This is a genomic window from Halobacillus sp. A1, assembly GCF_024189295.1.
GTDB lineage: Bacteria > Bacillota > Bacilli > Bacillales > Halobacillaceae > Halobacillus_A.
On record NZ_JAIZEN010000017.1, the window covers coordinates 53,674 to 66,097 of the forward strand.

Below are 12,424 nucleotides of genomic sequence, written 5' to 3' on the forward strand. Positions count from 1 at the left end.
CAAGCGTCATGCACGAACCCCTGCCTTTGACGCGAGTGGATTATCCACCGCCGTATAAACGGACTGTGCCTCCATCGGGCCCACCAGTTCATCCATGTCATACAAACGCGTCAATAGATTCGCTTTACATGGTAGTTTGCTTTCTTCCAATAAACTACGAATGAGTGGAGAAGGAAGGTATTCCTTCAGGCGCAGGCGTAGATGGTCCATCAGTCTCTCCTCTTCAATCAGTCCGCTAGCACCAAACCCATTAATCAACCCAAACAAGTGATTGAAGAAAAAGTAATAGCGGAGCCGCTCATCGGCCACCTCGTCTGCACAAATGGTGTCACTTTTTTCATTTAAAGAAGGCAGTAAAGCTTTCAACTGTTCCGCCTTCGATTGGCTGAAGTAGTACCCTTGATTATCCCGGTAGTAGAATTCTTTGGGATAGCCATTCTCTAACCGTACGACCGAGTTCTGCTGGTGAGCTTCCGGAGCAATTCCGTAAGTCGTGTACAGCCAGAGTATCGGCTCCAGACTAATGGTTAGATACTGCTGGAACCAGTCCAGACTGACCGCTTCCACGTTCCGTTTTTCCCGGTCCGCTATGCCCTGGATCGTCGCATACAATCTGGACTTCCCGCCGTAAGCATGGTCTTGTACGAGTCCGGCCACAAGGCTGGCCTGCCGGCTGTTTGGATAGAATGGATTTTCTCTCATAGACACTTCAAACCCGGATACCTCTTTACTAGATTTCAGATTGATCGATGCCGGATCGCGCATAATGTGAAACTGCGGGTAACGGGCTTTTAATTCGCGACCAAGCTCTGTATCTAGCAACCTGGAAATCTCCACTCCTCTCGCCAGTTCTTTCGGCTGGTTGGTTCGAAGGGAGTTGGTGATTTTCACCGGGACCGAAAACTTGTACATAAATCGGGAATCTTCACTATAAAGCGTCCTGAACGAAGACGTCGCTGTAAAAAACAAACCAGTCGGTCCAACATTCCTAAGTGCACCTGAAGTTAGCAGACGCTGAACTTCCTCCTCCTGCAGCACCGCTTTTGCCTGGAGCGGATGCATGGGAATTAAATAGCGTCCTTGCTTCCATTCCACTTCTAACTTCTCTGCATCTTGTGCCTGGGCCGCATCTTCATAAATCAGCTCCGCCGCCGAACGATCCAGACTGGAATCCTGTTCGACGAGTTCCGGGTCCGCGCTAAAATAGTGAAGCTGAAATCTGCCTTGATGTTCCGGAGAATACATCCGGTCCTCAGCCTCCGTCAGCCCCTGTTTACTTTTTGGCGTCGGGTGCATCAAATGTCCGAACAATAACGACTGCTCCGCCTCGATATAGCTAAACTCTTCCTCTAGTAAACGATGGCGGTCCTCTGCTCGCTCGCTGACATAGTCTTTCATCTTTTGGCAGCTGAGCAGCACGCGCAACACCAGTTCATCTTCAGAGAATTCCTGTCCATGACCAATCAACCATTCTTTTACGAGCAGACTGGTCATCGTAACATAATCGAGGGTATGGACATCATCATAGGCCTCAGCTCGATAAGAGATCGGAAAGTCAAATAGATGTCTTCCCGTTAAAGACCAATACTGGACAGGTACATAGAGGGCCAGCTTCTGCCGGGTTAAAGGGATCCGCAAAATTCTTTGCCCGTCTTCCCCTGATGGAGAATCAGACGCTGTTGTCCATTCATAATTCTCTGTTTCTCTTAAGTAACAATTGAGAAAGCTTTGCATGGTTGCCTGTTCTGCTATTTCTTTTGCTTTTATCAATGAGGAGTCCCTCCTAAGATTGCATTTGCTGTTTTTTCAATCTCATCGATTACTTCGTCCACATCTTTTTCGCTCGTACATGGGTTTAACAATGTAAATTTAAGGTGTGTTTCTCCATCGACCGCTGTTTTTGCAATCACCGCCCGGCCGTCCTGAAAAAGCTTCTGCTGGATTTTCCGGTTCAGTTCTCCGGGTGATTCGATTTCCTCCGTGCGATACTGGAACACGACGGTCGACATTTCTGGCTTTGAATTAATCACTTTAAAATAAGGGCGTTTCTCAAGCTCACTTGCCGCATATTGAGCCACTTCCATCGTTCGATCAATCATACTTCCTAGTAATCGGGTTCCCATCGTTTTCAACGTCATCAACACCTTGAGCGCATCAAACCTCCGCGTCGTCTGGATACTTTTATCCACCAGGTTCAGGATGCCGTCCGCTTCGTCTTCTACAGGATTTAAATAGTCTGCATGATGAGATAGGAGGCGCAGATGCTTCCGGTCTTCTAACAAAAACACACCGCAGCTGATTGGCTGAAACAGCCATTTATGAAAATCAAGCGCCATCGAATCCGCTCGTTCTAAGCCGGCAAGCTTATTCCGGTGTTCATGACTGAGCAGCAATCCTCCGCCATAGGCGGCATCTACATGGAGCCACAGCCCCTTATCCTTACAAACATCGGCAAGGTCCTCTAAGGGATCCACGCTTCCATAATCCGTAGTTCCGCATGTGGCAGCGATGGCAAATGGAAGCAGACCATTTGATTCCAGCTCTTCAACGATACGGACCGCTTCGTTTGGATCCATTTGGTGATGCTCATCCACGGGAACCGGGATGACCGCCTGTTCCCCAAGTCCAAGCTGAGAAATAGATTTTTTAACAGAGAAATGAGCATTCTCTGAGCAGAGCACTCTCATTTTCCTAAAGTTTTCCGGCAGCCCGTCCGTTTGGACACGATGGTTCCATTGCGACAGGCAAAAGGCATCACGCGCGAGCAGCATGCCCATATAATTCGACTGGGTACCGCCGCTTGTGAAAACTCCATCCGCAGTTTCCGGATAATTCACGGTCTCTGTCACATAGCGAATGAGTTCTTCTTCCACATAGGTAGCGGCAGGACTCTGATCCCAGGAATCCATCGACTGATTAAGAGCTCCAATGATTAATTCAGCCAGCACCCCTGGTAAAAGGGGCGGGCAGTGGAGATGAGCCATACTCTTTGCATGAGACACATACAGACTGTTTTCTAAAATGGGTCCTTTCATCTCCTGCAGCACTTCATTGAGCGACTGGGCCGATTCAGGAACACTCATCACTGGGAGCAGCTGCTGTTTAATTTCCTCCACCGACCGTCCAATAAAAGGCTGGTCGGTTTCCCTTAAAACTTCAGCGACTGTATCCGCCACCAGATCGGTTTGTTTGCGAAAAGCCTCCGCCCCCTCTTCCCCCTGCTGAAGGACAAACAGATCGAACAAATTGGCTTTATGATTTTTAGTTGTCGTCACCATAGGCTTACTCCGAAAGAGCGGCCGTTACCGCTTCACGAAAAATCGAAATGACTTCCTCTGCCTGTTCGTCTGTAATAATAAGGGGAGGTAAAAACCGCACGACCGCTCCGTGTCTGCCTCCGACTTCAATGATCAGCCCGCGGTCAAAGCACTCTTTCTGAATGCGGCTCGCAAGCGCTCCATCTGCTGGATATGCTCCTCCTGGCGAAGCCTTTCCAGATGGATCAACCATCTCCACTCCAATCATCAGCCCGCGGCCGCGAACATCTCCAAGCTCGGGGTAATGCTGCTGCATGTCTCTCAATGCCTGTAAAAGCTTCTGCCCAATATCGGAAGCATGAGACGCGAGCTGATGCTCTTTCACGTACTTAAGGGTTGCAGTTCCTGCAGCCATTGCCATCTGATTTCCGCGGAAGGTGCCGATGTGAGCTCCTGGTTCCCACGCATCCAGATCACGGTCATATACCACGACTGACAGCGGAAGACTTCCGCCTAACGCTTTCGATAGGACGAAAGCATCGGGAACAATTCCGACATGTTCAAAAGAGAACATCGCTCCTGTCCTGCCGATACCTGTCTGAACTTCATCAATAATTAATGGAATGCCGCGCTCTTTGGTAATTCTCCGCATCTCCTTCAACCACTTAACCGAAGCTGGAATAGCTCCTCCTTCTCCCTGCACGGTTTCGAAAATCATCGCTGCCGGAGGAAGAATGCCGCTTTCCGGATCATCTAACAGCTGTTCAATATATGCTGCACTCAGAGCCGCTCCTTCTTCCCCGCCTTTTCCGAATGGGCATCGATAATCATAGGGATACGGCAGAAAATGCGTGTCCGGAACAAGCCCCTGGACCTTCATTTTAGGCGCCAGATTTCCGCTGATGGACATCGTTCCATGCGTCGACCCGTGATAACCACCTTGGAAGGTTAATAAGCTTTGTCTGCCCGTTGCGGTCTTAGCAAGCTTTAAAGCTGCTTCGATCGCATCCCCTCCGGTTGGACCGCAGAACTGAATTTTCGCCCGGTTCCGAAATCCTTCTGGAAGACTTGAAAACAATTCATCTACAAAACTTTCTTTCACTTCTGTCGTAATATCCAATGTATGTAACGGCAGCCGGTCATGAAGGACTTCATGCATAGCCTCAATGACTACCGGATGGTTATGTCCTAAAGCGAGTGTTCCCGCTCCTGCCAGACAATCGATATAGGTTCGTCCCTCGACATCTGTAATATATATACCTTCTGCTTCTTTAATCGCTAATGGAATACGGCGCGGATAAGAGCGCGCATTGGATTCCCTTTTTTCCTGCTGATTCAATAAATCTTGATTGGATCTGCTTGTTCTAACGCTCATTTTTCCAACTCCTTCTAAATCAATTGGCTGTTCAATGTCATATTAGTTGATAATGATTATCAATGTCAACAAAAGATGAAAACAATTATCATTCTCATTTATGCCGAAATATACACCTAATCCCTTGCTATTAAGGCTTTTTTGATAAAAAAATCGGCCATGTGCTCGTGTGATAATTAGTGATTTATGCCTGCGTATATAAAGAGGACCATTTTCGTATAAAGAGCCCCGGTCTGATGGTTATCAAATATACGTCGGTCTATTTCCAACCCCCCGTATAGAACAAAATCCACCTTCTTTTCCGAAGGTGGATTTGACTAGGCATGCAGGATTTCTTTTAACTTTTTTGTCGTTTCATCCAGAGCCTGATGCGATCGTTCGACCACACCAATCATATTGATAAAGCTGTGGACAAGATCCTCGTAATGTAAGAGATCTACTTCTACCCCGAAGGCTTCCAGCCGTATGCCATATGAGAAGCCCTCTTCTCGTAAAGGATCGAATTCAGCCGTCACCAATAACGTCCGCGGCAGCTTCGTCAGATTTTGCAGCCGGAGCGGCGATACATAAACGTCTTCCCCATCAGCAGGGTCATTCAAATAATGATTAAAAAACCACTTCATTTTTTCATTTGTCAAGTTGTACTGGTAATTCGCCTGATACGATTGCGTGTCAAAATTATAATCCAACACAGGCGTAATTAGAAATTGGCAGGATAACTCCAATTCCTTTGTATCTCTGAAGTAGATGGCTGCGGCCGCGGCAAGATTTCCTCCGGAGCTTTCCCCTCCTACCGCCAGGCGTGCCATATCTCCGTTCCATTCTTCCAGCTGATGAGAAGTCCATCTGACCGCGTCAATCGCATCATGAAAAGCTGCCGGATATGTGTGCTCGGGGGCGAGCCGGTAACCGACAGAAACAACGATGGTTTGCGCATGTTTGGATATATACCTACAGACATTATCGGAGCTGTTCAAGTCCCCGAAGACCCAGCCTCCGCCGTGAAAATAGATAAGAACCGGGAAGGGGCCTCTTCCTTCCGGCTTATAGATTCTGACAGGAATGTCATGGCCAGCTCTCCCCTGGAAGCAGCTATCTTCCACAGGCACCCCTTCGACAGGTAGTACTGTGAAATAACTTCTGGCTACCTGATAGTAATTTCTCGATTGTTGTGGGGTCAACTCATCTAAAGGGGGATGTTCGAGCTCGACCATCTTCGCCCTAATCGATTCCAGCAAATCAACCACTTGGGCGTCTACGTTTATCGTTCCTTTCATCAAACCAGCTCATTTCCTGGTACCGTCATGGAATTACGAATATCAACCTCAATATTATTTTCCCTGAGTTTTTCAATAACCGGTGCTTTTTCTCCTGAGATTAAAACAGCTTCTTTGTTCGGCAGTTGAATGCGGCCCAGCACTTCTCCGCCTAACTCCTTCAGGATGGGAATAACAATCCGGTTCCGTCGATCAGGTTCACCAATAATCCTTTCTGCATCATAACGGTCGAATAAAAATAGAATCATGGCGCGCACAATAGATAGTCCATCCTCTTTATTTAAGCAGGAATGAGGTCCGATCAGGAGATGCATCCCTACATCACCTTTTTTATAATCGTAATAATCTTTGATCGGGTCTTCTTCTACGGAGTAAGCAATCAGATAGCAGACGGGCTCGCCGTTATAAAAGCCTATGTAGCAGTCCTTATGTTCCGCTTCCACTGACTTATGAACCCATGGTTTGAATTCAGATAATGGAAGATTCAGCTTCCAGAATGGAGCGATATGTTTTTGATGCATCCATTTATAAAGCAGCTCAACGTCTCTTCCTGCATCTAACGGGCGGAATGAAAAACTCTCTACGTTTTCTCCCGCCGTGATCATCAGCTCCGTGTAGTTGGGTGTTTCTTGCACAACTTTTCCTCCTAACTATCTTTTGATAATGATTCTCATTATCACTTAAGTTTAGGTTCATTATAAGAAAGAACTAGCACGAAAGTCAACTAAACTTTCTGCCTAGGAGAATGTGTGGCCTATGATACCCTTAGATTATCTACTTTCACGATATAACTTTTGAATCTTGTACCCTAAGTGGGGATTTATCTCGAAACTGAGTCTTCCAGTATAGGGCAGGTTAGTTGAAGACTAGTTGAAGACTCAGTTTCGAGATATTAGCCAGTTTTGAAACGATATCTGTCCTCATTCGTATATGAATTAAAGTGCATTTTAGGAGTGGTAGTTATCTTAGACCTTGTGATATTTTGGGAAGTTGCAATTGTGGGGGAGTAGTTGATGGCATTTAAGAAAAGAAAACCTATGATAATTTTGTTGTATTTAATATTAGTTGCCTCACTAATTACTAATTTCTTTCAGTTCGATTCAAACAATGAGCTTAATCAAACTCTCAATGACACTACCGAAAAAAGTAAAGACGATTTTATGGAAAGACTTAGAGACGTTGAACGTATAACTGAAGAAAATTTAGAGACAGATACAATCCATAAAAGTGAGTTAACTGAATTAAATTATCTTTTTCTACAGTTAGATAGAGAGTCAAATTTCCTTTTAGATTTAAATAGTAAAGACAAAGTTATAAAAGAAGGAGAGCAAAACAATTTAGAGATTTTCGGAGTTATAAGCAATTATTTCGCTCGTAAGGGTGCTCAAATTGATGAAGGAGGAAGTCTTTCTTTACAAAATAAAGAGGCATTATACCAGGAGATTAAAATAATCCAAGAAGCAACTAGAAATGCAGCGAGCGTGGACAAAAATCAGGAAGAGGGGAAATTCATATTAGAGCTGAACAATACTTTAGAGGAAAGCTATAGGTCAATACAAAACAATCTTTAATAAGTTTTGGTTTAGTAAAAGTCTTGATTTCAAGTGTTTCTGTGACTTGGGCAATTGCTACACAATGGTAGTGTTTCTCTGGGTTAAAACAAAGGTCAAAAGAGTTTAAAAGGTGGAGAATCAATGCATTGTATTAAAATAATGTTACTAGGCATTGCACTAATGCTTGTGGCAATATATATCCCTGAAGTTGTTTTTAGAACAGGTGGTTTTGAGATTTTTTTATTAGGTTTAGGGTTTATTGTTGTAATAATTGGCTTATTTATAAAAGATGAGAAAGAAAATTCGTAAATATTTTAGTCAATTATAGGGGGCGATTGTTCAATATGAGCAATCGCTTTTTAGCTAACGGGCAGGTTAGTTGAAGACTTGAATTCGAGATATTCTCTTGAGATGTCTTTTAATTAGACTTGAGTAATAAGTGTAATTTTGAAATAATTGGAAACGAAATTAAAAAGGAATGATTGAAAGGTAAGGAGGCAAAGTATGCTAAATAAAAAGGTTGGATGGTTGTTTGTACTAGCCTCTATCGTTATAATGGGGTTGATTTACTGGATTGGACCTAAGGAGAATATTACTGTTCTACTGGTGGGTCTTACTCCTCCAGTAATGATGGTCTTGTACAAAGGACTTAAACACCGAAAACTGAAGAATCAAAATGAATAGTTTAGTTATTAAAAGAGATAAAGGAAAAAGAATAAAATAATCGCCCATAAATTCTGAAGTTTCTCGATTTCGAGTCTTACGCAATTGGGGGCTTTAGTTTAATAAGGAAATATATATAAAGAGGACTTCCATAAAAATGGAAGTCCTCTTTTTTTTGTAATATCAACACTCAACTTTAACAGAGCCTTTCGTTAAAGAGCGCAATTTGGAATAAGAATTTGCGCTCTTCTCTCTGTGGAAAAGGTAACTGAATAACTACTTGTGAAAAATGTAGAGGTTTGAAATAATTATTACTAAGCTTATAGAGGTATCAATTATAGGAGGTTTGATGGTTGGGAACAATAGTGGTGTTTATAATAAGTTTAATACTTAGTTTTAGATTTAAAAAATTAAATGCTATTTTAATAGTTGCAATTAGTGTAGCGGTGGGGACTATCTCTTCCATAGTAATGGACGGTAGCCAAATAGAAGGAGTAGGAATTACGTTAGGAAGAGAACAAGATATTATTTTTAATAGTCTTATTTCTCTTTGTACGATTGTTATTATTAGATTGGGATTCAAAATGAGGAAAAAATTAAAAAAAATTGAAAAAGTATTTTCTAGTAATGAAGATTTGACAGAAGAAGAAATAGAAGTGCTAGAAAAATATCCTTCGGAGAATATGTTCGGAATACTGGCTTTAGTTTTTGGTGGGGCTGGCTTCGCATTTGGACCACAATTTATAGTCATACCTTTAGTTGCATTAGTATTTGGCTTGGTAACGCTTGAAACTATTGATAAAGATAGGGATGAAAACCCGTGGACTTTTTATTTAGGGATTTTGTTTTCTCTTTATGGCGTAGTTCTTAACATAATGGGTTATACCCATATGATTACGTAACTCGAAATAGTTTTTTGAAAATCAAGGTCTTTAAAAAGAGCAGAATAGTTGGAGGTTTAAGTATAGGGCAGAGTAGTTTAGACTCAGTTTCGAGTTAATTACTCTAAGTTACTACTTTTTAGTATAGTGGCAGAGCTACTTTGGATAGATTCATTTTCAAATTATTAAAATCACCCCAAAAGTTAGCTTTTCATTTTAACATTTGGGGTGTAGTAACGTGTAGAGATTTTTTAGTCGATATTTAATTCATAACCGAAGAGGTTTGTGTAATTATTAAGTAAAATATTATCACTTCGACAGGGACCGTAATTAATACATTCTTTAATGTATTAAATTTAATCTGTAATATATATCCTATAACCCAAACTGCTGTTACTAGTATCGGAATAAAAATTACTCCAGCATTTTCTTCAGGAGCAAACGCTGACACAGCCCAGGCTAAAAAGAGACTAAACCCTACAGCCACTACACCTACAATTAAATTTATCGTATGTATGTATTTTTTCGCCATTTGAGACCTCCTAGCCTAGAAATTTAACAACAATGTTCACGAAATTTTATGTCCCAACTGTAATTTTAACTTCTTAAATAAGGGTTTGCAACGAACAGAGAGTATATTATTACCATTAATTTGTTAACTTCGATTGAATTCAACCATACTTTATTTGATTGGTTAATAATTTATAAGGTGATTATTGTATTGTTAATGGAACTAAGTGAAAACCCTTCAAAAATTTAGTAACATTAAGAATTATCTCGAATCTGAGTCTTACTGTATCGGGGGCGATTGAGCAACCTTAATAGGGACTTCATTGCTACCCAAGCGTAAATTTTCTAGCCTTTACCAATAATTTGATAATCGTTCAATGTTAATGTAAGGGGGGATTAGGTGGAGTTCTTAGTGTTTTTAATTGTATTAATTGCCTTGATGTTTATGACAGAAAAAATTACAAATAAGATTCTTAGGGTTGAGAAGGTAAGAATATCAGAAACATCCGGGAAAAATCTTGACCGTTGGGGGAGAGGTATAATCCTGTTTGTCTTTTTAAGTGCACTATGGTCTGGCATTGATTTCAACTCAGACACATTAATAAAATATTTTTTTATGTCCTATTTAGCAATAACATTAGGATTTCAGGCAATTATGGAATTCATCTTTATTAAAGATTCAAAGCAATATATAAGCACAATGATGTTACTTATAATGAGTCTTATTATTGTGTATAACGTTCCATTTTTAGAGTAGATGTTGTGACTAAGATAACAGTTGTGTTTGATATGTTTAAATCAAAAATATCTTGAATTCAAGCTTTCAGCTAACGGGGGCTATAGCTGCACAAGGCTATCGCTTATTGTGTTAACGGAGCAGAATAGTTGAACAGGAAAAGAGGAAGAATGAGGCTAAAAAAGTCCTGCTGTGGATTTATTAAGGATGTGCAAATTTATGTCTAAATTGAATACCCATAAGGAGACAAAAGGGGATAAAATTCGTTCTTTCTTTCAAAATTCTTTTGAAGGGTGTATTGGTATTGGTTGTGTCATACCAATATTTTTCTCATTATTATTTGGGGGATTTATTTTCTTTCTATTTTAATTATTGTTCAACAAACGTGTGCGGAAGTTTTAGATCTACTTCAAGATGTCTCGAATTCAAGTCTTCCAGATAAGGGGGCGATTGCTTAATAGAGTACTCTTTTGAAGTAATCATTCTATCTCTCCCTCCCTTTTAAATTTTTGATGATTATAAAAAAATAAATTTATAGTTTTCAACTAGCTTTTTAGAACCACAACACCTCCTAAATATCATTCGTCCTTAACCTTAAATTCCGGATATTCTTTAACCGTTTCCGTAGCTGACTGTGATATTATTTTTACATTCCATTCATCTGCTTCTGAATCGTAATCCATACTTCTAACTATAGGTACCGCGCCTCCAGATCCCGGAGTTTCGTAGAGTTCCATCATCTCTTCACCATTCTTTTCAAGTACTTCTCTTAACACTTCGGACTGACTTAGGTCAGCTCCATCTTCGGTTTGAGTAGATAAGATCTTTATGTCCTCAATAAGTGCTTGGCCAGGGTAAGATTCCATAACATCCTTAAGTTTAATCTCTACTTTATCACCAAGTTCTGCTTTCTCATAAAGCTGCTCATCTTTAGGAGGATTAGAAAACCAAATGGGAGAAGCGTCTGCGTCTTTAGTATCTCTTTCATCTAATTCCGAATTAACTACGAGTATTTCTTCATCCTCTTTATTAATATCCATTACAAAACCAACCTTGCTTGTGGTAGGGGTTTCTACGTTACTACTATGGTCCACATTACACCCCACCACTAAAATGGAACTCAATACACCTAACAATAAAAATTTAATAATAATTCTCCCCTCATATTTTTATAAATACCACTTATAATTCATTTGTGTTTCAGTGTAAAGCAATCGTGTTCCATAAAATTAGAAGTCCTCTTTTTTAGGTAATATCAACACTAAACTTTAACAGAGCCCTTCGGAAAAAAGGAACTACTAAGCCAAGCAGGAAAATCACTTAATCATGTAGTAATTAATAAAGACAAGGGTCTTTTCATTATTTTTTGTTTTCCGTCTGCCATTCTCCGTAAACTTAGTTACTTTAAGAATTTGCGTAAAATTTTTCTCAGAAAAGAAACTAAACCGTCCTAGGAGGCATACACATGGGAGAAGCATCTTCAATGAAGAAAGCAGTTGTGGTATTAAGGGAGAAGGGACTCTCTAAAAGAGAGATCCTAAGTAACGTAGATAACAGTCATTTTCCGTTTAATGATGAGGAAGTCGTAATGGCCTTTATTGATTTACAAATCGAATGTTCCTCTGATAAAGATTTTGAAAAGTTAGTGGCGTATTTGTATTTTGAGGACGATGACAGCTACTATGAAAAGTAAAATGAAATTGGGCGATGGTTGTTTAGCAGATGTCCTTTAGAGGAGTCCGCCAAACTAAGCATTGCCCTGTAATATTGTCGGAAAATAAATTGGCATTGGACATCCATCTATTTCAGCATATATAAGGTTCAGCTAGGTTCCCCTCCTCCCGCAACAATCGTAGACCAGTGCGGGAGGGCTGAATTTTACTGGTAATAGAGTCAAAAAAGAGGAACGGGATAACATTTTATATTGTTATTCTTTTTTATATTTCTCAAACCAGCCAAACTCCACTTCCGCCTCGATGGTTTGATCATTTGGTAACACAAAAAACAACAAAAGACGAAGGGGAAAGATGAATTTTCCACCTTCGTGTAAACGCTAGAATAAAGTTGACAGTTTTCGCTTGAATAGATTTTACACTTTTGCTCTATCAGCCTATTCTTTTAGTAAAATAGTTGATGACGTTATTTTACTGGAGGTTGGGATTTTGGAGGAGA

Annotated in this window: 13 protein-coding genes; 6 read left to right on the forward strand and 7 right to left on the reverse strand. The window is 40.9% G+C overall.

The window, feature by feature from the left end:
* Positions 1 to 6: 6 nt before the first annotated feature.
* From LF817_RS15570 to LF817_RS15590, 5 genes are all read right to left on the reverse strand, one after another.
* A complete protein-coding gene (locus tag LF817_RS15570) occupies positions 7 to 1,770 on the reverse strand; it encodes an IucA/IucC family protein (RefSeq protein WP_253936727.1) in 1,764 nt (587 codons plus the stop codon).
* Positions 1,767 to 3,278 carry a pyridoxal phosphate-dependent decarboxylase family protein gene (locus LF817_RS15575; RefSeq protein ID WP_253936728.1) on the reverse strand — a complete coding sequence of 504 codons (1,512 nt, stop codon included), beginning with the start codon at positions 3,276 to 3,278 and terminating at the stop codon, positions 1,767 to 1,769. The genes LF817_RS15570 and LF817_RS15575 overlap by 4 nt, the downstream gene beginning before the upstream one ends.
* 4 nt (positions 3,279 to 3,282) lie before the next feature.
* Positions 3,283 to 4,632, reverse strand: a complete 1,350-nt coding sequence (locus tag LF817_RS15580) for an aspartate aminotransferase family protein (protein WP_253936729.1) — start codon at positions 4,630 to 4,632, stop codon at positions 3,283 to 3,285.
* 317 nt (positions 4,633 to 4,949) lie between these two features.
* Complete coding sequence (locus LF817_RS15585; RefSeq protein WP_253936730.1) at positions 4,950 to 5,909, reverse strand: alpha/beta hydrolase; 960 nt, start codon at positions 5,907 to 5,909, stop codon at positions 4,950 to 4,952.
* Positions 5,909 to 6,544, reverse strand: coding sequence for a GNAT family N-acetyltransferase (locus LF817_RS15590; protein ID WP_253936731.1), 636 nt, complete (start codon positions 6,542 to 6,544; stop codon positions 5,909 to 5,911). The genes LF817_RS15585 and LF817_RS15590 overlap by 1 nt, the downstream gene beginning before the upstream one ends.
* 378 nt (positions 6,545 to 6,922) lie before the next feature.
* On the opposite strand from LF817_RS15590, the gene LF817_RS15595 reads away from it, so the two are divergent.
* From LF817_RS15595 to LF817_RS15610, 4 genes are all read left to right on the forward strand, one after another.
* Entirely contained in the window at positions 6,923 to 7,480 is a 558-nt protein-coding gene (locus LF817_RS15595; RefSeq protein WP_253936732.1) for a hypothetical protein, read from the forward strand.
* 123 nt (positions 7,481 to 7,603) lie between these two features.
* Positions 7,604 to 7,771 (forward strand): hypothetical protein, encoded by a 168-nt coding sequence (locus LF817_RS15600; RefSeq protein WP_253936733.1) that lies wholly within the window; start codon positions 7,604 to 7,606, stop codon positions 7,769 to 7,771.
* Positions 7,772 to 7,966: 195 nt separating this feature from the next.
* The gene (locus LF817_RS15605) at positions 7,967 to 8,146 is read left to right on the forward strand and encodes a hypothetical protein (protein ID WP_253936734.1); all 180 of its coding nucleotides are present in this window, start codon (positions 7,967 to 7,969) and stop codon (positions 8,144 to 8,146) included.
* Positions 8,147 to 8,478: 332 nt separating this feature from the next.
* Entirely contained in the window at positions 8,479 to 9,027 is a 549-nt protein-coding gene (locus tag LF817_RS15610; RefSeq protein ID WP_253936735.1) for a hypothetical protein, read from the forward strand.
* Positions 9,028 to 9,268: 241 nt separating this feature from the next.
* Here the strand turns inward: LF817_RS15610 and LF817_RS15615 are convergent, their stop codons facing one another.
* Positions 9,269 to 9,538, reverse strand: a complete 270-nt coding sequence (locus LF817_RS15615) for a hypothetical protein (protein WP_253936736.1) — start codon at positions 9,536 to 9,538, stop codon at positions 9,269 to 9,271.
* A gap of 390 nt (positions 9,539 to 9,928) precedes the next feature.
* On the opposite strand from LF817_RS15615, the gene LF817_RS15620 reads away from it, so the two are divergent.
* The gene (locus LF817_RS15620; protein WP_253936737.1) at positions 9,929 to 10,273 is read left to right on the forward strand and encodes a DUF4181 domain-containing protein; all 345 of its coding nucleotides are present in this window, start codon (positions 9,929 to 9,931) and stop codon (positions 10,271 to 10,273) included.
* A gap of 557 nt (positions 10,274 to 10,830) precedes the next feature.
* Here LF817_RS15620 and LF817_RS15625 read toward each other — a convergent pair.
* Entirely contained in the window at positions 10,831 to 11,346 is a 516-nt protein-coding gene (locus LF817_RS15625) for a DUF3221 domain-containing protein (protein ID WP_253936738.1), read from the reverse strand.
* Between the two features lie 371 nt (positions 11,347 to 11,717).
* Here LF817_RS15625 and LF817_RS15630 point away from each other — a divergent pair, with 371 nt between their 5' ends.
* Complete coding sequence (locus LF817_RS15630) at positions 11,718 to 11,945, forward strand: hypothetical protein (protein WP_253936739.1); 228 nt, start codon at positions 11,718 to 11,720, stop codon at positions 11,943 to 11,945.
* Positions 11,946 to 12,424: the final 479 nt, after the last annotated feature.

Coding starts and splice junctions, on each gene's coding strand:
- LF817_RS15585 (WP_253936730.1), bottom strand. CDS start 5,909: ATGAAAGGAACGATAAACGTAGACGCCCAAGTGGTTGATTTGCTGGAA.
- LF817_RS15600 (WP_253936733.1), top strand. CDS start 7,604: ATGCATTGTATTAAAATAATGTTACTAGGCATTGCACTAATGCTTGTG.
- LF817_RS15605 (WP_253936734.1), top strand. CDS start 7,967: ATGCTAAATAAAAAGGTTGGATGGTTGTTTGTACTAGCCTCTATCGTT.
- LF817_RS15580 (WP_253936729.1), bottom strand. CDS start 4,632: ATGAGCGTTAGAACAAGCAGATCCAATCAAGATTTATTGAATCAGCAG.
- LF817_RS15615 (WP_253936736.1), bottom strand. CDS start 9,538: ATGGCGAAAAAATACATACATACGATAAATTTAATTGTAGGTGTAGTG.
- LF817_RS15630 (WP_253936739.1), top strand. CDS start 11,718: ATGGGAGAAGCATCTTCAATGAAGAAAGCAGTTGTGGTATTAAGGGAG.
- LF817_RS15595 (WP_253936732.1), top strand. CDS start 6,923: ATGGCATTTAAGAAAAGAAAACCTATGATAATTTTGTTGTATTTAATA.
- LF817_RS15575 (WP_253936728.1), bottom strand. CDS start 3,278: ATGGTGACGACAACTAAAAATCATAAAGCCAATTTGTTCGATCTGTTT.